At 41.6% G+C, this 24,991-nt stretch carries 24 protein-coding genes; all 24 read left to right on the plus strand.

The genetic code is table 11. The annotated features are described in order from the left end of the window. Positions 1 to 28 precede the first annotated feature (28 nt). On the plus strand, positions 29 to 502 hold the full coding sequence (gene rimP / locus BIV59_RS00855; protein ID WP_071349538.1) for a ribosome maturation factor RimP: 474 nt from the start codon (positions 29 to 31) through the stop codon (positions 500 to 502). Between the two features lie 42 nt (positions 503 to 544). Then, on the plus strand, positions 545 to 1,678 hold the full coding sequence (nusA, locus tag BIV59_RS00860) for a transcription termination factor NusA (protein ID WP_071349539.1): 1,134 nt from the start codon (positions 545 to 547) through the stop codon (positions 1,676 to 1,678). Between the two features lie 17 nt (positions 1,679 to 1,695). Then, the gene (gene rnpM / locus BIV59_RS00865; protein ID WP_071349540.1) at positions 1,696 to 1,971 is read left to right on the plus strand and encodes an RNase P modulator RnpM; all 276 of its coding nucleotides are present in this window, start codon (positions 1,696 to 1,698) and stop codon (positions 1,969 to 1,971) included. Between the two features lie 4 nt (positions 1,972 to 1,975). Then, a complete protein-coding gene (locus BIV59_RS00870) occupies positions 1,976 to 2,278 on the plus strand; it encodes a YlxQ family RNA-binding protein (RefSeq protein WP_071349541.1) in 303 nt (100 codons plus the stop codon). Positions 2,279 to 2,297: 19 nt separating this feature from the next. Then, a complete protein-coding gene (gene infB / locus BIV59_RS00875) occupies positions 2,298 to 4,517 on the plus strand; it encodes a translation initiation factor IF-2 (protein ID WP_071349542.1) in 2,220 nt (739 codons plus the stop codon). Continuing rightward, complete coding sequence (locus BIV59_RS00880; protein WP_071349568.1) at positions 4,517 to 4,795, plus strand: DUF503 domain-containing protein; 279 nt, start codon at positions 4,517 to 4,519, stop codon at positions 4,793 to 4,795. The genes infB and BIV59_RS00880 overlap by 1 nt, the downstream gene beginning before the upstream one ends. 18 nt (positions 4,796 to 4,813) lie before the next feature. Further along, a complete protein-coding gene (gene rbfA / locus BIV59_RS00885) occupies positions 4,814 to 5,182 on the plus strand; it encodes a 30S ribosome-binding factor RbfA (RefSeq protein WP_071349543.1) in 369 nt (122 codons plus the stop codon). 152 nt (positions 5,183 to 5,334) lie between these two features. Next, positions 5,335 to 6,249 (plus strand): tRNA pseudouridine(55) synthase TruB, encoded by a 915-nt coding sequence (gene truB, locus BIV59_RS00890; RefSeq protein WP_071349544.1) that lies wholly within the window; start codon positions 5,335 to 5,337, stop codon positions 6,247 to 6,249. 36 nt (positions 6,250 to 6,285) lie between these two features. Then, positions 6,286 to 7,233, plus strand: a complete 948-nt coding sequence (gene ribF / locus BIV59_RS00895) for a bifunctional riboflavin kinase/FAD synthetase (RefSeq protein ID WP_071349545.1) — start codon at positions 6,286 to 6,288, stop codon at positions 7,231 to 7,233. 131 nt (positions 7,234 to 7,364) lie between these two features. Continuing rightward, the gene (rpsO, locus tag BIV59_RS00900; protein WP_071349546.1) at positions 7,365 to 7,634 is read left to right on the plus strand and encodes a 30S ribosomal protein S15; all 270 of its coding nucleotides are present in this window, start codon (positions 7,365 to 7,367) and stop codon (positions 7,632 to 7,634) included. A 411-nt stretch (positions 7,635 to 8,045) separates the two neighbouring features. Continuing rightward, positions 8,046 to 10,166, plus strand: coding sequence for a polyribonucleotide nucleotidyltransferase (pnp, locus tag BIV59_RS00905; protein WP_071349547.1), 2,121 nt, complete (start codon positions 8,046 to 8,048; stop codon positions 10,164 to 10,166). A 127-nt stretch (positions 10,167 to 10,293) separates the two neighbouring features. Continuing rightward, positions 10,294 to 11,253, plus strand: a complete 960-nt coding sequence (locus tag BIV59_RS00910; protein ID WP_071349548.1) for a polysaccharide deacetylase family protein — start codon at positions 10,294 to 10,296, stop codon at positions 11,251 to 11,253. A gap of 568 nt (positions 11,254 to 11,821) precedes the next feature. Then, on the plus strand, positions 11,822 to 13,054 hold the full coding sequence (locus BIV59_RS00920; RefSeq protein WP_071349550.1) for a M16 family metallopeptidase: 1,233 nt from the start codon (positions 11,822 to 11,824) through the stop codon (positions 13,052 to 13,054). Positions 13,055 to 13,450: 396 nt separating this feature from the next. Continuing rightward, positions 13,451 to 13,702: a YlmC/YmxH family sporulation protein gene (locus BIV59_RS00925; protein WP_071349551.1), complete on the plus strand. Its 252-nt coding sequence runs from the start codon at positions 13,451 to 13,453 to the stop codon at positions 13,700 to 13,702. Positions 13,703 to 13,889: 187 nt separating this feature from the next. After that, complete coding sequence (dpaA, locus tag BIV59_RS00930; protein ID WP_071349552.1) at positions 13,890 to 14,792, plus strand: dipicolinic acid synthetase subunit A; 903 nt, start codon at positions 13,890 to 13,892, stop codon at positions 14,790 to 14,792. Next, on the plus strand, positions 14,789 to 15,388 hold the full coding sequence (locus BIV59_RS00935) for a dipicolinate synthase subunit B (RefSeq protein WP_071349553.1): 600 nt from the start codon (positions 14,789 to 14,791) through the stop codon (positions 15,386 to 15,388). The genes dpaA and BIV59_RS00935 overlap by 4 nt, the downstream gene beginning before the upstream one ends. A 248-nt stretch (positions 15,389 to 15,636) precedes the next feature. After that, positions 15,637 to 16,692: an aspartate-semialdehyde dehydrogenase gene (gene asd, locus BIV59_RS00940; protein ID WP_071349554.1), complete on the plus strand. Its 1,056-nt coding sequence runs from the start codon at positions 15,637 to 15,639 to the stop codon at positions 16,690 to 16,692. Positions 16,693 to 16,753: 61 nt separating this feature from the next. Next, positions 16,754 to 17,995 carry an aspartate kinase gene (dapG, locus tag BIV59_RS00945; protein ID WP_071349555.1) on the plus strand — a complete coding sequence of 414 codons (1,242 nt, stop codon included), beginning with the start codon at positions 16,754 to 16,756 and terminating at the stop codon, positions 17,993 to 17,995. Between the two features lie 29 nt (positions 17,996 to 18,024). After that, entirely contained in the window at positions 18,025 to 18,891 is an 867-nt protein-coding gene (gene dapA, locus BIV59_RS00950; protein ID WP_071349556.1) for a 4-hydroxy-tetrahydrodipicolinate synthase, read from the plus strand. 639 nt (positions 18,892 to 19,530) lie between these two features. Beyond that, a complete protein-coding gene (locus BIV59_RS00955) occupies positions 19,531 to 21,258 on the plus strand; it encodes a ribonuclease J (protein ID WP_071349569.1) in 1,728 nt (575 codons plus the stop codon). Positions 21,259 to 21,450: 192 nt separating this feature from the next. Continuing rightward, positions 21,451 to 22,188 (plus strand): ClpP family protease, encoded by a 738-nt coding sequence (locus tag BIV59_RS00960; protein ID WP_071349557.1) that lies wholly within the window; start codon positions 21,451 to 21,453, stop codon positions 22,186 to 22,188. Then, a complete protein-coding gene (locus BIV59_RS00965; protein WP_071349558.1) occupies positions 22,185 to 22,412 on the plus strand; it encodes a YlzJ-like family protein in 228 nt (75 codons plus the stop codon). Before BIV59_RS00960 ends, BIV59_RS00965 begins: the two co-directional genes overlap by 4 nt. Positions 22,413 to 22,486: 74 nt before the next feature. Next, positions 22,487 to 22,654: a hypothetical protein gene (locus BIV59_RS23435; RefSeq protein ID WP_170846060.1), complete on the plus strand. Its 168-nt coding sequence runs from the start codon at positions 22,487 to 22,489 to the stop codon at positions 22,652 to 22,654. Further along, on the plus strand, positions 22,587 to 24,968 hold the full coding sequence (locus BIV59_RS00970; RefSeq protein ID WP_071349559.1) for an FtsK/SpoIIIE family DNA translocase: 2,382 nt from the start codon (positions 22,587 to 22,589) through the stop codon (positions 24,966 to 24,968). The genes BIV59_RS23435 and BIV59_RS00970 overlap by 68 nt, the downstream gene beginning before the upstream one ends. Positions 24,969 to 24,991 lie beyond the last annotated feature (23 nt).

Here is a 24,991-nt window from a genome sequence, read left to right on the forward strand (position 1 = left end):
GCACTACGAACATGTATGGAGGAAACAAATGAGCAAAAAAGTAACGGAAATTGTAGAAGAACTGGTATTGCCTATTCTAGAAGAGCTGAATCTTGAACTTGTAGAAGTGGAATACGTAAAAGAAGGAAAAAGCTGGTTTTTGCGTGTGTACATCGATAAAGAAACCGGTGTGGATATTGAGGACTGCGGAAATGTCAGTGAAAAGCTTGGCGAAAAGCTGGATGAAACAGATCCGATTACACAAAATTATTTTCTTGAGGTTTCGTCTCCCGGGGCTGAACGTCCGTTGAAAAAAGAAAAGGATTTTGAAAAAGCAATTGGAAAGAATGTCTACATAAAAACATATGAGCCAATTTTAGATGAAAAAGAATTTGAAGGCATTCTTACCGGATTTGACGGAAAAGAAGTAACTGTAGAAATCAGAATCAAGACAAGAAAGAAAACCGTGGTCATTCCTTATGAAAAGGTAGCGAAAGCAAGGCTTGCGATTACTTTTTCATAATTAAGGCCTGCGGTGAGATGAATAATCGAAGGGGGATCTACCATGAGCAGTGAGTTGTTGGATGCTCTATATATCCTGGAAAAAGAAAAAGGCATTTCTAAGGATGTTTTAATTGAAGCAATAGAGGCTGCGCTCATTTCAGCGTACCGCCGTAATTTTAACCAGGCCCAAAATGTACGGATTGATTTAAACCTTGATAAAGGTACAATGAGAGTATTTGCAAGAAAAGATGTAGTGGATCAGGTTTTTGATCCGCGTCTTGAGATTTCATTGGAGGAAGCAAAAGGCATCAATCCAAGCTATCAGATAGAAGATGTTGTTGAGATGGAAGTAACGCCTAAGGACTTCGGCCGAATTGCTGCACAGACGGCAAAGCAGGTTGTCACTCAAAGAGTGAGGGAAGCTGAAAGAGGCATTATTTACTCTGAATTCATCGACCGGGAAGAAGATATCATGACAGGCATAGTGCAGCGACAGGATTCCAGGTTTATTTATGTAAGCCTTGGAAAAATAGAAGCGCTTTTGCCTTTGAATGAGCAGATGCCCAATGAGCAATATAAACCGCATGACCGCATTAAGGTATTTATCACAAAAGTCGAGAAAACCTCAAAAGGGCCTCAGATCTTTGTCTCCAGAACACATCCTGGGTTATTGAAAAGGCTATTTGAAATTGAAGTTCCCGAGATTTTCGATGGAACGGTTGAAATCAAATCGGTTGCACGTGAGGCAGGAGACCGCTCGAAGATCTCTGTACACTCTGACAATGCCGAAGTAGATCCTGTCGGCTCCTGCGTTGGCCAAAAAGGGCAGCGGGTACAGGCAATTGTAAATGAATTAAAAGGCGAAAAAATTGATATTGTAAAATGGTCTGAAGATCCTGTAGTTTTCGTGGCTAATGCACTAAGCCCTTCAAAGGTTCTTGAAGTTCTTGTGAATGAAGAAGAAAAGGCAACTACTGTGATTGTACCGGATTATCAGCTTTCGCTTGCAATCGGAAAACGCGGCCAGAATGCAAGATTGGCAGCAAAGCTGACAGGCTGGAAAATTGATATCAAAAGTGAAACAGACGCCAGGGAAGCAGGAATTTATCCTGTTGAAGAGCAGGAGTTTCTTTTGAGCAGAGACAGCTACGAAGAAGACGACAGTGATGATAATTTAATCGGGGAGAACGATTAAGGCAGAGGTGATCGAAAATGGGCAGCCCCAAAAAAATCCCTATGCGCAAATGTGTCGCTTCCGGGGAAATGAAACCGAAAAAAGAGCTGATTCGCATCGTAAGGTCAAAAGAAGGCGAAGTGAGCATTGATCCTACCGGCAAGAAATCAGGGAGGGGAGCTTATTTATCGCTTGACCGTGATATAATTAAGCTCGCTCAAAAGAAAAATGTGCTTGCAAATCATCTAAGTGCGGCAATCGATCCTTCCATTTATGAACAATTGATAGAACTAGCGGATAAGGAGAAACACTAACATCATGAAGCAACAACAGTGGATGTCGCTACTAGGTTTGGCAAATCGAGCGCGTAAACTAATCTCCGGAGAAGAGTTAGTTGTAAAAGAGATAAGGAGCGGAGGAGCTAAATTAATCTTGTTGGCTGCAGACGCCTCTTTAAATACAGAAAAAAAAATATCTGATAAATGCATACATTATCAGGTTCCTTTAAAAAGAGTCGAAAATCGGTCTTTGCTGGGTCAGGCAATAGGCAAGGAAGCAAGAGTTGCCGTTGCGGTCCTGGATGAAGGTTTTGCAAGAAAACTTCAAACGTTGCTCGATTAAATTTTACGGGGGTGAACGTATGACCAAATTGCGTGTATATGAATATGCAAAACAAAAGAATGTTTCCAGCAAGGACGTAATAAATAAACTTAAAGAAATGAATATAGAGGTATCAAACCATATGACAGCATTAGACGATTCAACTGTAAATAAGCTCAATAATTCCTTAAAACCACAGACAGAAGAAAAAAAGCAGTCCAATCCTGCAGCCAGCATGAAACCACAATCTTCTTCTACGCTTAAAAGCTATGAAGAAGAAGCAAATGACAACCAAAATAGTGTTGTCAACAAAGAAAAGCTTAAGAAAAAAGTCATTCCAAAGCCTGCAGCGGGCAAAAAAACAGCACAGGAAAACCAGAAGAAAGAAACAAAGGTCTTTAATAAGGGAAGAAACAATAATAACAACAGCCGCAACAGGAACAATAAGCATAAGCCTTCACATTCACCACAGGCTGCTCCTGTTCAAAAAAGGAAAGAAAAAGAACTTCCGAAGAAAATCACCTTTACTGAGTCTTTGACAGTTCAGGAGCTTGCTAAAAAGCTTCACCGTGAACCTTCTGAAATCATCAAGAAGCTATTTATGCTTGGTGTTATGGCTACAATCAATCAATCTCTTGAAAAAGATGCCATTGAAATGATTGCCGGCGAATATGGAGTGGAAGTGGAAGAAGAAGTGCTGGTTGATCTTACCGATCTTGAATCCCTTGTGACCGAGGATTCCGCTGAAAACCTTGCCGAGCGTCCATCTGTTGTTACAATCATGGGCCACGTTGACCATGGTAAAACAACTTTGCTGGATTCCATCCGCAACACTAAGGTTACTGAAGGAGAAGCAGGCGGCATCACTCAGCATATCGGTGCTTATCAAGTCGAAGTCCACGGCAAAAAAATCACATTCCTGGATACCCCGGGACATGCCGCTTTTACAACAATGCGTGCCCGCGGTGCACAAATAACTGATATAACTATACTAGTTGTAGCTGCTGACGATGGTGTGATGCCTCAAACAGTTGAAGCGATAAACCATGCTAAAGCCGCTGAGGTTCCGATTATCGTTGCAGTAAATAAAATGGATAAGCCCGGCGCTAATCCAGACCGTGTAATGCAGGAGCTGACAGAACATGGACTAGTTCCAGAAGCTTGGGGCGGAGATACTATTTTTGTTCCAATTTCAGCTAAACAAGGTGAAGGAATTGACAGTCTGCTTGAAATGATCCTGCTAGTAAGTGAAGTGGAAGAACATAAGGCCAACCCTAACAGAAAAGCGATTGGAACGGTTATTGAAGCCCGTCTTGATAAAGGGCGCGGAACTGTTGCTACATTGCTTGTGCAAAATGGAACATTGAAAATTGGAGATCCGATTGTAGTGGGGAACTCATTTGGGCGTGTTCGTGCTATGGTCAATGACCTTGGACGCCGTGTTAAGGACGCGGGCCCTTCAACTCCTGTAGAAATTACTGGATTGAATGAAGTGCCGCAAGCCGGAGACCGCTTTATCGTGTTTGAAGATGAGAGAACAGCACGCCAGGTCGGCGAGACACGTGCTCAAAGACAGCTTGCTTCACAGCGGAATGAAAAATCCCGTGTTACTCTCGATAACTTGTTTGAACAAATGAAACAAGGGGAAATAAAAGAATTAAACATCATCATTAAAGCAGACGTTCAAGGCTCTGCTGAAGCTGTCGCTGCGTCTCTTCAAAAAATTGAAGTAGAAGGGGCAAAAGTTAAGATCATTCATGCTGGCGTCGGTGCGATCACTGAATCTGATATTATCCTCGCCACCGCTTCGAACGCAATCGTCATCGGCTTCAATGTCCGCCCGGATGTTAATGCGAAGCGTGCTGCCGAGTCAGAAAACGTGGATGTAAGGCTTCATAGAATCATCTACAAAGCGATTGAAGAAATCGAATCGGCTATGAAGGGTATGCTTGACCCTGAATTCGAAGAAAAAATTATTGGCCAGGCAGAAGTCCGGACTACTTTCAAAGTATCAAAGGTCGGTACGATTGCAGGTTCATATGTGACCGACGGCAAAATCACAAGAGACAGCGGAATCCGCTTGATCCGTCAGGGTGTAGTCATTTTTGAAGGCGAACTTGATACATTGAAGCGTTTTAAAGATGATGTGAAAGAAGTTGCCCAAAACTATGAGTGCGGGATTACCATTAAGAATTTCAATGACATTAAAGAAGGCGACGTTATTGAAGCATACGTAATGGAAGAGATTAAACGCGCTTGATCATTGGATCGGCAGTTTGCGAATGTCTCATCTACAATGCACATTCATTGAAAGAAAAAAGGGCCGTGCTGCAGCGGGTGCTGACACGGCTCAAGCAAAAATACAATATCTCAGCGGCAGAGGTTGATCATCAGGATTTGTGGCAGCGTACAAGCATAGCCCTGGTTACAGTTACCTCATCCCGGAAGTCGACTGAGAGGGAATTGCAGAATGCCCTGCAATTTCTTGATTCTTTTCCGGAATTAGAGCGAACAATAACAGATATAGAATGGCTTTAAGTTAGCGAGGTGATTTTTATGAGCCTTCGTTCAAACCGTGTAGGCGAACAAATGAAAAAAGAACTTAGTGAGATTATCGGCCGGAAAATTAAGGATCCGCGCGTCGGTTTCGTGACTGTAACGGATGTTTCTGTAACAGGTGACCTGCAGCAGGCAACTGTTTATATATCTGTTTTAGGAGATGCCGAGCAAAGAGAAAATACACTAAAAGGACTTGCAAAGGCTAAAGGGTTCATCCGTTCCGAAATTGGGCAGAGAATCCGCCTGCGCAAAACTCCTGAAATTTCTTTTGAGTTTGATGAATCGATTGATTATGGAAACAGAATTGAAACACTAATTCACCAGATCCATTCTGAAGATAAACCGGCACAAAAGGATGAAGAATAACTCTGTTTATCGGTTAGGAATGGGATTTTTCCCTTCCTGGCCGTATTTTTCATTCTAAAGGGACAAAAATTGCAGAATACTGGGGATAGACATGTTTTGTCTATCCTTTTTTTCTGCATGGAAACTGCAGATCAAGGAGAGTGAAGAACAATATGGAAGGCATATTGCCATTATTAAAGCCAAAAGGCATGACATCCCATGATTGTGTATTTAGATTGAGGAAGATCCTTAAAACAAAGAAAGTCGGGCATACAGGAACATTAGACCCTGAAGTGACAGGTGTGCTGCCGATTTGCATTGGAAGGGCGACAAAGGTGGCTGAATACATAACTGATGCTGGAAAAGCATATGTAGGCGAAGTAACCCTGGGATTTTCTACAACTACTGAAGATGCCGGAGGAGAAGTTGTTGAAGAAGTAAAGATAGACAGGACCATCCAGCGGCGTGAAATAGTGGATGTTCTTCAATCTCTTACAGGACTTATCGAACAGACTCCTCCAATGTATTCAGCTGTTAAGGTAAATGGCAAAAAACTATACGAATATGCGAGAGCAGGCATTACTATAGAACGGCCATCGCGAAATGTAATGATTCACAGCATTGAACTGCTTGATGACCGTGAATTTTTTACAGTCGATAATCCTTCTTTTAAATTCCGCGTCAGCTGCAGCAAAGGAACATATATAAGAACACTTGCAGTTACCATCGGAGAGAAATTGGGATATCCTGCACACATGTCAGATCTCGTAAGAATTGAATCAGCAGGTTTTACTCTGGAGGATTGCCTCACATTCGATGAAGTCGAACAGGCAGTGCAAAATGAAAATTATGCATTCCTGCAGCCGATGGAACGGGGATTATTTCATTTGCCCAAATATCACATTAGTGATACAGTAGCAAAGAAAGTGATAAACGGAGCTGTTTTAGAGCAGCCTGATAATCTGCCTGCCGAAAAAGGAACGCCTTTCGTTATGGTTAACCAGGATCAAAAGGCATTGGCCATTTATGAAATCCACCCGCAAAAACAAGGTCTCATTAAGCCTGTTAAAGTACTGGCGCAAATATAAAAGAAGGTTTTGCCCGAAGAAAGAGGAGATTTTGACGTGAAAGTAATCGTAATAGAGCATCCTCATGAATTTACTCCCGATCAGTTTCCGCAGCTTGCCATTGCCCTCGGATTTTTTGACGGGATACATAAAGGACACCAAAAGGTAATTTCAGCAGTGAAGGATATTGCCCATCAATTGGATATGAAGTCAGCTGTAATGACATTCAACCCGCATCCTTCTGCAGTACTTGGAAAAAAAATTCAGCATATTCGATATATCACTCCCCTTCAGGATAAAATTTCCATTATCGAAGAGATGGGTGTGGATTATCTTTTTATTGTTCATTTTACGGAGGAGTTTGCAGCACTGCTTCCGCAGGAATTCGTTGACCAATATTTAATAAACATTAATGTCCGCCACGTGGTGGCAGGCTTTGATTATTCTTATGGAAAATACGGTGAAGGAACTATGGAAACTCTTCCTCTCCATTGCCGCGGCCGTTTTACCCAGACAATCATTGAAAAGCAAAAGCTTGAAGATGAAAAAGTAAGTTCTACCCGGATCCGCAAATGTTTGGCTGATGGGGACTTTTTAGAATACAGGCATCTTACCGGAAGATACTATATGACTCGCGGAATTGTCATTCATGGGGAAAAAAGGGGACGCCAGCTCGGTTTTCCCACTGCCAACATGGATTTGAAAGATGATTATATATTTCCTGCAACAGGGGTTTATGCCGTGCAGGTGAAAGTCCGGGGAATATGGTACAAAGGTATCTGCAATGTCGGATATAAACCCACTTTTCATAAAGAAAAACCGGATGTACCTTCAGTTGAAGTACATATCCTCGATTATTCAGGAGAGATCTACGGAGACACCGCAGAAATCCAATGGAATAAAAGGCTAAGGAGCGAGAAAAAGTTCTCCGGTCTCGAAGAGCTTGTCAAACAAATTGGCATAGATAAAATGCAGGCAGAGGAATACTTCAAAGAGATTGAATAATAAACTTGCAATAACAAATAAAAAGGTGTATTCTATTGATTGTATGAAAGCAACCATTGCTTGGCTAGTCGTGTCTCCGACGCTGGCTCGGTGATTGGGGATTCTACAGCAATTTTAGGAGGGAAAACAAAATGGCATTAACACAAGAACGCAAAAACGAAATTATCGCTGAGTACAGAACTCATGACACTGACACTGGTTCACCAGAAGTACAGATCGCAGTTCTTACTGAAGACATCAACAACTTGAACGAGCACTTGCGTGTTCATAAAAAAGACCACCATTCACGTCGCGGTCTTCTTAAAATGGTAGGTAAACGCCGTAACCTTCTTGCATACCTTCGCAACAAGGATGTAGCTCGTTACCGTGAGCTTATTACACGATTGGGCTTACGTCGATAATCACTCAAAAAAAGCGGGAAACCTTCCCGCTTTTTTGATGTTAATAAAGCGATTTTTAAAGAATAATGTCGGGCGCATACATGATAAAGGCTTTTGCCATCGTCCTTAAGGACTCGGCTGACGGCCGGGTTTTTTAATAACCATCCAAATGATGCCCTGCATCATCAATCATACATAATGAAAGCTATTTTAAGCTTGGGCAAGTGGGCAGGATACAAATTGCAGAAAAAATTGCAGATTTTTTCTTAATTAATCCATTTTGCTGTTAATGCTTGTTTTTTTCGTGCATAATAAGGATGAGTTTAGTTTACTTTAGTAATTCTACTTTGACATATAAATGATGTAATAATTAGGTTAGGTACTAATACCAAGCCTCTAAAGCGACGATTCAGAGAGGGGTTTTATTGAAAGATGGGACAGGAAAAACACACCTATTCATATGATTGGGCCGGGAGGAAACTAACGGTTGAGATCGGCCAATTAGCCAAGCAGGCAAATGGCGCAGTTCTCGTAAGATACGGGGAGACGGCTGTGCTAAGTACAGTGACTGCTTCTAAAGAACCGAAAAACGTAGACTTTTTTCCTTTGACAGTCAACTACGAGGAAAGGCTGTACGCTGTCGGAAAAATCCCTGGAGGCTTCATTAAAAGGGAAGGAAGGCCGAGCGAAAAAGCAATCCTTGCATCCCGTTTAATAGACAGGCCTATCCGCCCGCTATTTGCAGATGGATTCAGGAATGATGTTCAGATTATCAGCATGGTCATGAGCGTTGATCAGGATTGTTCGTCTGAAATGGCTGCAATGTTTGGTTCTTCTCTGGCTTTATGTGTTTCCGATATTCCATTTGAAGGCCCCATTGCCGGTGTAGTGGTAGGAAGAATCAATAATGAATTCATCATTAACCCAACAGTTGAAGAACTGGAAAAAAGTGATATCAATCTGACAGTTGCCGGAACAAAAGATGCCATCAATATGGTTGAAGCGGGAGCTGATGAAGTTCCGGAAGAAACGATGCTTGAAGCAATTATGTATGGACATGATGCCATTATCAAGCTGATTGAATTCCAGGAAAAGATTGCAGCTGAAATTGGAAAAGAAAAAATTGAAGTTAAGCTGTATCAAGTAGATTCCATTTTGGAAAAAGAAATCAAAGACCTTTGCGGACAAGACCTTAATCAGGCAGTGCAGGTTCAGGAAAAGCATGCCAGAGAAGATGCGATTAAGGCAGTGAAAGACAGTGTTCTTGCAAAATATGAAGAACAAGAAACAGATGAAGAAAAAATGAAACAAATAAAAGAAATACTGAATAAACTGGTAAAAAGCGAAGTGCGGCGCTTAATTACAGAAGAAAAAGTTCGTCCGGATGGCCGGAACCCTGATGAAATCAGGCCTCTCTCTTCTGAAGTTGGCTTGCTTCCAAGGACTCACGGATCAGGTTTATTCACACGTGGGCAGACTCAGGCATTATCAATTTGTACGCTTGGGGCACTCGGTGATGTACAAATTCTTGATGGACTGGGAACTGAAGAATCCAAACGCTTTATGCACCATTATAATTTCCCTCACTTCAGTGTCGGCGAAACAGGTCCATTAAGAGGACCGGGCCGTCGTGAGATTGGTCATGGGGCACTTGGCGAAAGAGCATTAGAACCAGTCATTCCAAACGACAAAGACTTCCCATACACAGTCCGCCTTGTTTCCGAGGTTCTTGAATCCAATGGTTCAACTTCACAGGCCAGCATATGTGCAAGCACATTGGCAATGATGGATGCGGGAGTGCCGCTTAAGGCGCCTGTAGCAGGAATTGCAATGGGACTTGTCAAATCTGGCGAGCATTACACAATCTTGACAGATATCCAGGGAATGGAGGATCACCTTGGAGATATGGACTTTAAGGTGGCTGGAACTGCCAAAGGTGTAACGGCCCTGCAGATGGATATTAAAATTGAAGGACTTTCAAAGACTATTCTTGAAGAAGCTCTTCAGCAGGCTAAAAGGGGCCGCATGCATATCCTTGATTCCATGCTTGCCACACTTAACAAGCCTAGGGTAGAACTTTCTAAATATGCTCCAAAAATTCTTACTATGTCTATTAATCCAGATAAAATCAGGGATGTTATTGGGCCAAGCGGTAAACAAATCAATAAGATCATTGAAGAAACTGGCGTGAAAATTGATATAGAACAAGATGGAACTGTCTTCATATCTTCAATTAATGATGATATGAACCAAAAGGCCAAGAAAATAATTGAAGATATTGTCCGTGAAGTAGTCGTAGGAGAAATGTACCTTGGCAAAGTGAAAAGGATTGAAAAATTCGGCGCATTTGTTGAAATTTTTAATGGCAAAGACGGTCTAGTCCATATTTCTGAACTTGCAGAAGAAAGAGTCGGAAAAGTGGAAGACGTTGTAGCCATTGGAGATGAAATCCTTGTAAAAGTAACTGAAATCGATAAGCAAGGCAGAGTGAACCTGTCCCGTAAAGCTGTTTTGAAAGAACAGAAAGAAGCGGCAAACAATCCACAGGCTTAATAGGGATGATACATGAAAAGGCAGGCGGTTCCTTGTGAATTGGCCTGCCTTTTCGCTTTTTTTACCAGCCGCAAACGTTCTACCTTGTCCAATGCCTTCATACATTTTGTATGAAGGAGGCATGAAAATGGCCAATAAGTGGAAGCATATAGTTGCGATAACTGCCATTGCAGGTATATCATGGTTATTAGTTCAAAATCCTTATACGAATGAGTATCTTTTTGAATTAAAAGGAGATTCAGCATCCGTTCTTAAACAAAAGGACAGTCTTCTTGAAGAAATAGAAAGCAAAGCAGCAGGATATGAAGCTCCTCCCCAGGATGCAAGAATCGATCCTGTATGGAAGAGTGTGCCTGGCTACAATGGTTTAAAAGTCAACATTACAGCTTCTTATCATGTGATGAAAAAAGATGGAGTATTTGATGAAAAAAAGCTGATATATTCTCAAGTTGCACCAAAAAAGCATTTGCAGGATTTAAAAGCAGAGCCAATCTACCGGGCGCACCCAGATAAACCAGCTGTATCCTTTTTGATAAATGTGGCTTGGGGTAATGAGTATTTACAGGATATGCTTGCTGTATTGAAGAAAAATCAAGTGAAAGCCACTTTTTTCCTGGAAGGGAAATGGACTAAAAATAATCCGGAACTGGCAAAAATGATTCAAGAAGGCGGCCATGAAATTGGCAACCATTCATATTCCCATCCTAATATGAAAATTATTTCTTCGGCTGCATCCAAAGAAGAGATGCAAAAAACGAATGAAATCATTGAAGCTGTCACAAACAAAAAATGCAGATGGTTTGCCCCTCCAAGCGGAAGTTTCCGTGATGAAACTGTCTCAATTGCCAACTCATTAAAAATGGGAACAATCATGTGGAGTGTAGATACAATAGACTGGCAAAAGCCGAGTCCGGAAATCCTTATACAGCGGGTAATGTCAAAAGTGCATCCAGGTGCTTTTATATTGATGCACCCGACAGAATCATCAGCACGGTCTTTAGATACATTAATTAAACAAATTAAAAAGAAGAACCTGCATCTTGTTACAGTCACAGAAGCACTAAGCGAGAAAAGAATGATGCATTGAGAAATGTTTCCATAAAATTAATGGTTCATTTATACAAGTTTTTGTATGAAATTCTTTCTTCAGCGCCTAGCCCGCTGTGCAAAAGATGATTGCCCCCTGAATGCAAAAAAGCCCCTTCAAGGTTCAATCCCTATTTGCTTTACGGTCTTGCAAGGCGCTTCAGCATTTCGGTTTGTCCAGCTTCAGCGCCTAGCCCGCTGTGCAAAAGATGATTGCCCCCTGAATGCAAAAAAGCCCCTTCAAGGTTCAATCCCTATTTGCTTCACGGTCTTGCAAGGCGCTTCAGTATTTCGGTTTGTCCAGCTTCAGCGCCTAGCCCGCTGTGCAAAAGATGATTGCCCCCTGAAGGCAAAAAAGCGCCTTCAAGGTTCAATCCCTATTTGCTTCACGGTCTTACAAGGCGCTTCAGCATTTCGGTTTGTCCAGCTTCAGCGCCTAGCCCGCTGTGCAAAAGATGATTGCCCCCTGAAGGCAAAAAAGCGCCTTCAAGGTTCAATCCCTATTTGCTTCACGGTCTTACAAGGCGCTTCAGCATTTCGGTTCACCATAGATTAGGGAGGAATGTTAGTTGATTAAGAAATATACTTGTCAAAACGGTGTAAGGGTTGTTCTAGAAAATATTCCGACTGTCCGTTCAGTTGCCATCGGGATTTGGATTAAAACGGGATCACGCAATGAAACACCAGAATTAAATGGAATTTCTCACTTTCTGGAGCATATGACGTTTAAAGGAACGACGAAGCGTACTGCCAGGGAAATAGCTGAATCCTTTGACAGTATTGGCGGCCAGGTAAATGCATTCACTTCGAAAGAATATACCTGCTATTACGCAAAGGTGCTTGATACACATGCAAGCTTTGCTCTGGAAATTCTGTCTGATATGTTCTTTAATTCAATCTTTGATGAAGAAGAACTGAAGAAAGAAAAAAGCGTTGTCTATGAAGAAATTAAAATGTACGAAGATACACCAGATGATATCGTTCATGATCTGCTCAGCCAGGCTATTTATGAAAATCATCCTTTGGGTTACCCCATCTTAGGTACAGAAAGTACGCTGGAAACTTTTACAGCGGAAACATTGAATGCATATGTACATGACATGTATACCCCGGATAAAGTGGTTGTTTCGATTGCCGGAAATGTAAATGAAAGCCTTGTTAAAGAAGCGGAAGGCTACTTTGGTTCATATGAAGGCGGAAAAAGCCGTCCAGAGCTAGTTAAACCCAGCTTTCATCAAAACAAGCTAGTTCGCAAAAAAGAAACAGAACAAGCTCACCTGTGCCTTGGCTTTGAAGGGTTGAAAATCGGGCACAGCGATACATACAGCCTTATTGTTTTGAACAATATCCTCGGCGGAAGCATGAGCAGCAGGCTATTCCAGGAAGTCAGGGAAATGAGGGGCCTTGCGTATTCAATCTACTCCTATCACTCCGGATACCAGGACAGCGGAATGGTTACCATCTACGGAGGAACAGGAGCTAATCAGCTTGATAACTTATATGAAACCATCAAGGAAACATTGGAAACATTAAAAAGTGAGGGTATCACCCAAAAAGAGCTGAATAACAGCAAAGAACAACTTAAAGGAAGCTTAATGCTAAGCCTTGAAAGTACGAACAGCAGAATGAGCAGAAACGGAAAGAACGAGCTGCTTCTTGAAAGGCACCGTTCACTTGATGATATCATTGATATGATTGATGAAGTGACTGAAGACAGTGTAAACACCCTTGGCAGAAAACTTTTCACCGATCATTATTCAATTTCCCTGGTAAGTCCGCTGGAAGACTGGACAGCCAAGTAAAAAAAAGACCTGTTTTGCGCGTTGCCTATATGGAGCGATGCCAAATGGGTCTTTTTTTTGATGCTGGCAAAGCTCCAGTATTTCCTTTTCATAAATTTTGGCTCTATTCTTAAAGATTGTTGTTATTTAATAATTTTTCGAGGAAAATCTATTGTTAAAGCAGGTTGATTGGAGCATCCTGTAGCGGAAATCAACCCCTTGTTCCATAGCAACAAAGTTTACGAAAACAGCCTAAATTTTAAAATAAGGCAAACGCTACTATTTATCCGGGGAGTTATTAAATCCCTTTAAAAATAAACGTTATGCAAGGTTTTTTTTCAGTTCTGCTGCTTCTTTGCTTCTAAGCGGCCGGGCACCCCGATATAGTGTAATAAGGACGTATTAAGGAGGCGCGGCATGAGGCTAAGTGAATTAAGCGGTAAAGAAATTGTAGATATCAAGAGAGCGGAAAGATTGGGCGTGCTTGGCCAGACAGACTTAGAAATAGATGAGAAAGGGCAAATTACTGCTCTTATCATACCCTCAGTCAAGTGGTTCGGCCTCCGTAAAAACGGCAATGAAGTGAGAGTGCCATGGAGCCATATTAGGAAAATCGGTGCAGATATGATTATCATAGATATAGCTGAAAATGAAAGCTTTAATGAGTGAAAAACCGCAAGCGTAACATTTACTAAATCTGTGCAAAAAAAAGCTGCTTGCCCGCAGCTTTTTTATTTTGCTTTTGAAGGCAACTTTATGTATTTCTTCACCTATTGTTCAGAAAACACATAATATGTTGGGAATGAAGCAGTGATTGAAAATGAAGAGAGCAGTCTATAAAAGAAGGTGATGTTTGATGCTCACAGGTGTACAGATTGCAGTGATAGGCGGAGATGCGAGGCAGCTGGAAGTCATCAGGAAGCTTACAGAGCTCGATGCAAAGCTTTGGCTGATTGGTTTTGAACAGCTTGATCATGCATTTACAGGGGCGATTAAAGAAAAGTTGGAAGATGTCGATCTCTCTGAAATTGATTCAATAATACTTCCTATCCGCGGAACGAATGCAGATGGCAAGGTTGAAACCATCTTTTCAAGTGAAGATGTATTCGTAAATGAAGAAACGCTGATGAAAACACCTCCACATTGCACCATTTATTCAGGAATTAGCAATGATTATCTCAATTCTATTATAAAAAAGTCCAATCGTCGCCTTGTACAGCTTTTTGAAAGAGATGATGTAGCCATCTATAATTCCATTCCCACAGTAGAAGGAACAATCATGATGGCGATTCAACATACTGATTATACGATTCATGGTTCAAATGTAGCTGTCCTGGGCCTTGGACGCGTCGGAATGAGTGTCGCCAGGTCATTTCAGTCACTTGGAGCCAAGGTGAAGGTCGGGGCAAGAAAAAGCGAAGATCTTGCAAGAATCACTGAGATGGCTGCATCGCCTTTTCACTTAAACGAGCTTCCAAAAGCAGTGAGTGATGTTGATATATGTATCAATACTATTCCTTATCCTATCATAACAGCCTCTGTATTAGCCAATATGCCTGTTCACACGCTTATTATCGATTTGGCCTCAAAACCAGGGGGGACAGATTTCCGCTACGCTGAAAAACGGGGCATTAAAGCCCTGCTTGCTCCAAGTCTTCCGGGGATCGTTGCTCCTAAAACAGCCGGAAAGATACTCGCAAATGCTTTGTCGCAGCTTATAAGAGAAGATATTAAAAAAAGAAAGGGGAAAACGACATGAGTCTACAAGGCAAAAGAATAGGATTTGGGTTGACAGGTTCTCACTGCACGTATGACATTGTTTTTCCGGAAATTGAGAAATTAGTAAATGAAGGTGCTGAAGTGGTGCCGGTTGTGACAAGTACCGTCCAGCATACAGAAACACGCTTTGGCAAAGGGGAAGATTGGATAGAGCGAATCGAAAAACTGACCGGCCATCATGTTGTGGATACAATAGTCAAAGCAGAGCCGCTAGGCCCCAAAATGCCTCTTGACTGCATGGTGATCGCTCCGCTTACAGGCAACTCAATGAGCAAAATGGCCAATGCACTTACCGATTCACCAGTACTTATGGCTGCAAAAGCGACAATAAGAAATCACCGTCCGGTTGTTGTCGGAATCTCTACAAATGATGCCCTCGGCCTTAACGGAGTGAATCTTATGAGACTTATGGCTGCAAAGGATATTTACTTTGTTCCTTACGGCCAGGATGACCCCCTGAAAAAACCAAATTCTATGGTGGCGAGAATGAGTATGATCAGAGATACAATTGTGGCAGCAATTAATGGAGAGCAGATCCAGCCTGTTATCGTTGAAAGATTTAAAGACGATAATTAAAGCGCTATCTAATGCCGGTCACCTGATGCATAAGATAATTTAGCACAAAATCTATTTATTTAGAATGTGAGTGTGTTAAAATAAATGGTATTCTTAGAAAGAAAAATAAAATATACGTACCGATTAATACATGATATGTTCCATAGTAAAGCTGGGCGGATTGCCGGCTATGCTGTGCCATGAAGTAAAATTAAAGATTATCTATTTAACAGATGATGCTGCTTATTTTTGAAAAGGGGTATGGACTAATGTTTGAAACAAAAGGATTGAATATCGCGGTTGTTGGAGCAACAGGGGCAGTCGGACAGCAAATGCTGAAAACTCTTGAAAACAGAAATCTGCCTATTAAAAACCTTACACTGCTTTCTTCAGCCCGTTCTGCCGGCACAAAGGTGCTTTTTAAGGACATGGAGATAGTAGTTCAGGAAGCAAAGCCGGAAAGCTTTGAAGATATCGACATTGCATTGTTCAGTGCAGGAGGAAACATCTCCAAATTGTTTGCCCCTGAAGCAGTTAAGCGCGGCGCCATCGTGATTGACAATACCAGTGCTTACAGGATGGACCAGAATGTGCCATTGGTAGTTCCTGAGGTTAATGAAGAAGATTTAAAGAAGCATAATGGCATTATTGCCAATCCCAATTGTTCAACCATCCAAATGGTTGTTGCTCTTGAACCAATCAGAAAGCAGTTCGGGCTGAATAAAGTCATCGTGTCTACTTACCAGGCAGTTTCCGGTGCCGGGGCCGCAGCTATTTCTGAGCTTAAGGAGCAGTCACGGGCCATTCTTGAAGGAGAAGAGGCAAAACCTGCAATCCTTCCTGTAAAGGGAGATAAAAATCATTATCAGATTGCATTCAATGTAATACCTCAAATAGATAAATTCCAGGAAAATGGCTATACATTTGAAGAGATGAAAATGATCAATGAAACCAAAAAAATCATGCATATGCCTAATCTTCCCGTTTCAGCTACTTGCGTACGCCTTCCAGTAGAAACAGGACATTCTGAATCCGTTTATATTGAAATTGGCCAATCAGGAGTTTCTGTGCCTGATATACAGGGTCTTTTAAAAGAAGCAGACGGCATCATACTGCAGGACGATCCGGCAAATCAGGTGTACCCGATGCCCAAAGCCGCAGTCGGGAAGAATGAAGTGTTCGTTGGCAGGATCAGGAAAGATTTGGATGAGGAGAAAGGTTTCCATTTATGGGTTGTTTCAGATAACCTATTAAAAGGAGCTGCCTGGAATTCTGTTCAAATTGCAGAAAGCTTGCTAAAGCTTGGATTAGTGGATATAAAATAAATAATGATTAGGACTGCCGGCTTTCCTTTTAGGAGAGCTGGCTTACATTTGAGGTGTTAATATGAAAATCATCGTACAGAAATTCGGCGGGACATCTGTCCGCGACGAAGAAAGCAGACTTCATGCAAAACGCCATATTGAAAAAGCTCTTGAAGAAGGGTATAAGGTCATTGTGGTTGTTTCTGCCATGGGCAGAAGCGGAGATCCTTATGCTACGGATACGCTTCTGTCTCTTGTAAAAGGATCACATTCCCTGATTACTAAAAGAGAGCAAGATCTGCTGCTATCTGTTGGTGAAACGATTTCTTCGGTTGTATTTACTAATATGCTTCTCGAAAATGGAATAAAAGCTTCTTCACTTACTGGCGGGCAGGCAGGTTTCAGGACAAATAATGATTATACCAATGCAAAAATCATGGAAATGAAATGCGACCGTCTGCTGAAAGAGCTTGAAGATCATGATGCTGTTGTTGTAGCAGGTTTTCAGGGTGCTGCAAAAAACGGCGATATAACCACCATTGGCCGCGGAGGAAGCGACACATCTGCAGCTGCAATCGGAGCGGCTCTGGGTGCAGAATGGGTTGATATTTTTACAGATGTAGAAGGAATAATGACGGCGGATCCAAGGATTGCTGAGCATGCTCGCCCACTTTCTGTAGTCACATATAATGAGGTATGCAACCTTGCGTATCAGGGGGCAAAGGTCATTCATCCCCGGGCAGTGGAAATTGCCATGGGAGCAAAGGTTCCGATAAGAATAAGGTCCACCTATACAGACGGAATAGGGACACTGGTGACCAGCATCAACAAGGACCGGCGCGGAAGTGATATCCGTGAGAGGCTTGTAACGGGAATTGCACATGTCTCTAAAATTACACAAATAAAGGTATTGGCAAAAAAAAATCAATACAACTTACAGGCAGAAGTTTTCCAGGCTATGGCCAAAGCCTCTATTAGTGTTGATTTTATCAATATATCGCCTATGGGTGTAGTTTATACCGTTTCAGAGGACATGACCGGGCATGCCATTAAAATATTGGAAGAAATGGGGCACGACCCGATTGTACAGGAAAATTGCGCAAAAGTATCTGTGGTCGGCGCAGGAATAAACGGTGTTCCGGGTGTTGCTTCTAAAATTGTAACGGCCTTGTCTGAAAAGGGAATCGGCATTTTGCAATCCGCAGATAGCCATACAACTATCTGGGTTTTGGTAAAGGAAAATGATTTAGTAGAAGCGGTGAATTCTCTGCATGATGCTTTCCAGCTTCATAAAGAGATTGCGGAATACAAAATTACTGATTAATTAGCGGAATTAAATATGGGGTGTATATTATGATAAATTTTGGAAGAGTGTCCACAGCAATGGTAACTCCATTTGATAAGAATGGGAACATTGATTTTAACAAGACAACAAAACTGGTAAATTACCTGATTGAAAATGGTACAGATTCACTTGTTATTTGTGGAACAACCGGAGAATCTCCAACACTGTCATCAGAAGAAAAGATTGCATTGCTTCGCCATGTAGCAGAAATAGCAGATAAAAGAGTGCCTGTCATCATGGGAACAGGCAGCAATAATACCTATGCTTCAATTGAATTCACTAAAAAGGCAGAACAAAATGGCGCAGATGCTGTTATGCTTGTGGCACCATATTATAACAGGACAAATCAGGAAGGCCTGTATCAGCACTTCAAGGCCATTGCAGACAGTACATTGCTTCCTGTCATGATTTACAATATTCCGGGAAGGGCATCTGTGAATATCGCTCCTGAAACAGTAATCAGGCTTGCTGAAATCAATAATATTGTAGCTGTAAAAGAAGCTAGCGGGGATTTGAATGCCATGACAGAAATCATCTCCGGAACAAGTGATGACTTTTCGTTATACAGCGGGGATGACGGATTGACGATACCAGTTCTTTCTATTGGAGGAGCCGGCATAGTTTCTGTAGCCTCGCATATAATCGGGAATGAAATGCAGGAAATGATCGAAGCATACTTATCCGGTAACATAGGAGAGGCAGCTGTAATGCATCAAAAATTACAGCCTGTTATGAAGGGCTTATTTGCAGCACCGAGCCCGGCACCTGTTAAGACTGCACTGCAGATCAAAGGCATGGATGTCGGCTCTGTCAGGCTTCCTATCCTGCCATTAACTGAGCAGGAACGGGCAGCATTGAATGCTTTAATTAAATAATCTGCAAGAAAAAACAAGCCAGTCATCTTTGATTGGCTTGTTTTATAATGGCTCTTTTCTTAAAAGATTGTTATTTTTTTAATATGCTCCATTGTTAACTCAGGCTGATTGGAGTACAAGGTGCGAGAAAGCTGCTTGGTTCACCGCCCTCTCTGCTTAAGGAGAGCTACTGTAGCTGCTTCAGCCACCTTGTTTCATTGCAGCAAATTTTACAAAATTAGCCTTTATAATAAATCCCTATAGCCATTAAACCATAAATGGAATTATAAAATAATTCTTTCAAATCATAAGTCTTTTCTTTATACTTTTACTTATACATAGTTTTCGCAAACATTTAAGGTATAGCCCGCGTCATCTTCTGTCATCTGATATACAGAACCGGGCATTATTCTCCTTCTTATTAAGAATATATTTAGCTGGCCAGGGATTCTGCAGAGGAAGCTGCACAAGTAAGCGCTGCCAGGTTTAGAGGCATAAAAGTTAGGTTATAAAAATACCGAATAGTATACCATATCTGGAATAAGTGAGGTTAAATACATTAATACATACATATCATGGATGAAAAAATGTGCTGCGATATAGAACATTTTTGTCAATACTCCATAAAAAGGTTAAGTATTGTATTGTTTTTTTTACATCATGTATAATAAATTCAATTGGATTTTGAACGGCCAGATTTTTAAGGAGGATATTAGATTGGTTAAAGAAAAAGATAACAACGGCATAAAGGTAATTTCCCTTGGAGGACAGGGGGAGCTTGGAAAAAATATGTATATTGTTGAAGTTAATGAGGATTTATTTCTTTTAGATTCAGGCTTAATGATTCCTGAGGAGGAAATGCTGGGAATTGATGCTGTTATACCAGATATTTCCTATGTTATGGAAAATAAAAGCAGGCTGAAAGGAATATTCATCAGTCATGGACATGAAGATCATATGGGTGCGCTCTCCTATATCCTGAAATATTTAAAGGTGCCGGTATTTGGCACGAAACTTACGATTGCCTTGGTTAAAGCTAAATTAAGAGAAGATGATTACAAAGGAAAAACAGAGTTTATTGAGGTGGATTCAGATACCGTTCTGAATTTTCCAGAGGCTGATATTTCCTTTTTCAGGACAAATCACAGTATTCCTGATTCAGTGGGAATCGCCATTCATACCTCTGAAGGAGCCATTGTTTATACCGGTGATTTTAAATTTGATCAAGCTGCCTCGGAGCTTTACAAGCCGGAGATTGGCAAAATGGCGGCACTTGGAGAAAAAGGGGTTCTCTGCCTTCTTTCTGATAGTACCGGAGCAGAAAAACCCGGATATACACCTTCTGAGGCGATTGTTGCAAAAGATATGGCAGATGCCTTTGAAAATGCCCGCGGCAGAATTATTGTTGCCTGCTTTGCATCGAATGTGAATCGCATTCAGCATGTTTTTAATGCTGCTGCAAAAAGCGGAAGAAAAGTCGCAGTGGTTGGGAAGAGCCTTCACAGAGTGTATAATACTGCGCTTGATTTGGGATATTTAAAGGTAGAAGAAGATGCAATCATTCCTGTTTCAGAGCTTTCTTCCTATGAAACTAATAAAGTAGTCATTCTATCCACGGGACATCAAGGGGAACCTATAGAAGCTCTGCAAAAAATGGCCAGGCAGTCACACAGGCAGGTGGCAATTTCTGAAGGAGACACCGTCTTAATTGCGGCTTCTCCACTAAAAGGGGGAGAAATCAATCTTGCCAAAACGATTGATCTTCTTTACAGGGTGGGTGCAAATGTTGTTTCAAGCCGATATAAGGTACATGTTACCGGCCATGGCAGCCAGGAAGAATTGAAAATGATGCTGAATTTAATGAAACCTAAATTCCTTATTCCTGTACATGGTGAATACCGCCACTTATATGCACACGAAAAAGTTGGAGTGTCAGCAGGTCTTGACAGGGAAAATATTATCATTGCCGATAAAGGGGATATCGTTGAAATTAATTCGGAACAAATCCGCCTTGCCGGCAAGGTTTCCGCAGGCAATATTTTAATAGATGGCAGCGGAGTCGGAGATGTAGGGAATATCGTCCTTAGGGACCGCAGATTGCTTTCACAGGATGGCACTTTGATAGTCGTCGTTACTCTCAATAAATCTGATAAGACAATTGCTGCGGGACCAGAAATAATTTCACGCGGATTTGTATATGTGAGGGAGTCTGAAAAACTGATGGATGAAGCTACTTTACTCGTCAATGAAATCGTGAAGAAAACCGGAACAAAACAGCCTTTTGACTGGTCCTCACTAAAACAGGACATGAGGGACTCACTGAATTCCTTCTTATACGAAAAAACCAAAAGACGTCCAATGATCCTGCCGATCATCATGGAAATTTGATATTACTTTAAAGTTGATCCTGATTGTATTAGTGCAATCAGGGCTTTTTTTTGCCTGATTTATAGGTGGTATTATTATGCATTTAGTTGTCATTTTGCAAAATAACATTCATTTTCCTTGGCCGGAATGCGAATGAACTCGCTATTTTGAGACAATAATATGGTTGTATACGCAGACGGAAGGAGTTTTGTAATGGAGAATGTACCGCAGCCAAATAAACCTGAAGAAGGCAAGAATTCTACATTAATTGAAAAAATCCAGCAGCTTGGACAGACGAACGTTCCCCATATGTCACAGGATTCAAGCATTCATTGTTTGACGATTGTCGGGCAAATCGAGGGACATATCCAGCTGCCTCCTCAAAATAAAACAACTAAATATGAACATGTTATTCCTCAAATCGTAGCGATAGAACAAAATCCAAAGATAGAAGGTCTACTGGTTATATTGAATACGGTAGGAGGAGATGTGGAGGCAGGATTGGCTATATCTGAAATGCTTGCTTCATTATCAAAGCCGACTGTATCAATCGTTTTAGGAGGCGGACATTCTATCGGAGTACCGATAGCTGTATCCTGCGATTATTCATTTATTGCCGAAACAGCGACAATGACCATTCATCCTATCAGACTGACTGGAATGGTCATTGGTGTGCCTGCAACCTTCGAATATCTGGATAAGATGCAGGAGAGGGTCATCAGATTTGTAACAAAGCATTCTCAAGTGAGTGAAGAACAATTTAAGGACCTTATGTTTGCAAAAGGCAATTTAACAAGAGATATCGGGACAAATGTCATCGGCCATGATGCAGTTGAATTTGGTTTGATGGATGATGTGGGGGGAATCGGCCAGGCCATGAAAAAGCTGAATGAGCTGATTGACGCTTCAAGGGCATCATCTGAAAATGGCGATGAAGGAATTCTGCAATGACCTTATATACCATTCTGCCGCCGGAACAGGTCTTTCCGCATGCCGCGGAGGCATTCCACAATATCCACAACTATTCGTATGATGGCATTCCGATATTAATTGAACAGCAGAGTCCGACAAGCTTTCGTGTTCAGAGGATCATAAGCACCGATCCTGCGCATTATCTGGTTCCTGCCATTCAGCCAGGGTCTTATTTGCCTGTTTTGCAAGGGTTTAATAATTAGAAAAAAGGTCCAAGCCATGCAAATTATGATATACTGAAGGAAATAATATTAAGCAGCCGGCAAGGCTGCTTTCTTTGTTATTTATAGAGAATGCTTACGGAAAATTTAACAAAGATGCCGGTATTCTTACAATGGGTATTGAATACATATTGCATGAAAAGTCAGGTGGTAAAAATGGCGAAAAAGAAAAAAAGGAAAAAGAAAAAAAGTACAGAGACATTAAAAGGCACATTGAAATATGAATTGATAGGTCTGGCCATATTGGGTCTTACTGCAATCGCCATCGCAAAGCTCGGTGCCGTAGGAAAGAGCATTGTCTTTTTAGTAAGATTTTTTATGGGTGAGTGGTATATCCTGTTTTTGCTTGGGATGATTGCTGTCAGCCTTTATTTAATGATCAAAAGGTCAGCTCCGCTGTTTTTAAAAAGACAGCTTGTTGGAATTTACTTTATCGTCTGCAGCATTCTTCTGTTAAGCCATGTGCATCTCTTCAGATTGCTTGCTGAAGGGGGGCCGTTTAAAAAGCCGAGTGTAATTGCTAATACATGGGAGCTCTTCTGGATGGAAGTTAACGGTCAAACAAGCACCCCGCCGGATCTTGGAGGAGGAATGATTGGAGCCATCTTGTTTGCATCTTCCTATTTCCTTTTTGACCAGGCAGGTTCTACAATTGTCGCTGTAATCTTCATTATAATTGGCGTGGTCCTTCTCACTGGCAAGTCTTTTGGAGAAACACTGGGGAAATTGATCCGGTATTGTGCTGTTTTTATTACTTCACAGTGGGGAGCCTTCAGGGAAGATATGAAGACTTGGAATCAGGAAAAAAAGGAAAATAAGAAGCAGGAACAGCAGGAAAAACAAAAGAAGAAAGAAAAAAAATCAGAAAATCATTCTTTGCCGGAAGTAAATCTTCCAGAAGAAGAAGAGGAACTGCCTTCCCGAAGACTCATTTCTAACTTTGCAGAAAAAGCTTACGGGGAAGGTACAGAGCCTATTGAAAAGGACGCGGCTTCTTTAGCAGATGCAGTAAATGAGGAAAATGCAGCTCCTGCAGAAAAAGACGGGAAATCTGAAAGTGATGATATCGTTCCAGCCATTAATTTTACGGAAGTTGAAAATAAAAAATATAATCTTCCAGCACTTTCACTTTTAAATCATCCGAAAAAAACGGATCAAAGCGGTGAATTTCAGTTAATTCATGATAATGCGGCAAAGCTTGAAAGCACCTTTAAAAGTTTTGGGGTTAAAGCGAAGGTGACACAGGTGCATTTAGGGCCGGCTGTTACCAAATATGAAGTGCATCCAGACGTCGGTGTCAAGGTAAGCAAAATCGTCAGCTTATCGGATGACCTGGCGCTTGCACTTGCTGCAAAGGATATCCGTATTGAAGCACCGATTCCAGGCAAGTCTGCAATTGGCATTGAGGTGCCTAATTCTGAGATTGCTATGGTATCTTTAAGGGAAGTGCTTGAATCAAAAGAAAATAATAAACCTGATGCAAAGCTGCAGATAGGACTGGGCCGGAATATTTCTGGAGAAGCGGTCATGGCAGAGCTGAACAAGATGCCCCACTTGCTTGTTGCAGGTTCAACAGGAAGCGGTAAATCAGTCTGCATCAATGGAATTATTACGAGCATTTTAATGAGGGCTAAGCCTCATGAAGTGAAAATGATGATGATCGATCCAAAAATGGTAGAGCTCAATGTATATAATGGCATACCGCATTTATTGGCTCCTGTTGTCACTGATCCTAAAAAAGCATCACAGGCTCTTAAAAAAGTCGTAAGTGAAATGGAACGCCGCTATGAACTGTTTTCACATACTGGAACGCGTAATATTGAGGGTTATAATGAATATGTAGTCAGACAGAATAGCGAGGAAGATGCACAGCAGCCCCTTCTGCCGTATATAGTCGTGATTGTTGATGAACTTGCTGATTTAATGATGGTTGCATCTTCAGATGTGGAAGATGCTATTACACGGCTGGCCCAGATGGCCAGGGCAGCAGGGATCCATCTGATCATTGCTACCCAGCGCCCTTCAGTAGATGTTATCACAGGAATCATCAAAGCGAATATTCCTTCAAGAATTGCATTCAGTGTATCTTCAATGACAGATTCCAGGACAATCCTGGATATGGGAGGAGCTGAAAAACTCCTTGGAAGAGGAGATATGCTGTTTTTGCCAGTCGGCGAGTCAAAGCCAGTTCGTGTTCAAGGTGCATTTTTATCAGATCACGAAGTTGAGGATGTAGTAAATTACGTCATCTCACAGCAAAAAGCACAATATAATGAAGAAATGATTCCTGACGATATTCCTGAAACAGCAGCTGGCGAGGCGGAAGATGCTCTTTACGATGAAGCAGTCAGCCTGATTGTAGAGATGCAGACAGCTTCTGTATCCATGCTGCAGCGGAGGTTCAGGATTGGTTATACCCGTGCTGCAAGACTGATTGATGAAATGGAAGCCAGAGGGATTGTCGGGCCGTATGAAGGCTCAAAGCCCCGTACGGTATTAGCTCCAAGAGAAACTGGAAATGAAGCGCATTTATCATAACAAAAAAACCCTAAAAACAGCAG

It is taken from the genome of Bacillus sp. MUM 13, assembly GCF_001866725.1.
GTDB lineage: Bacteria > Bacillota > Bacilli > Bacillales > DSM-1321 > Peribacillus.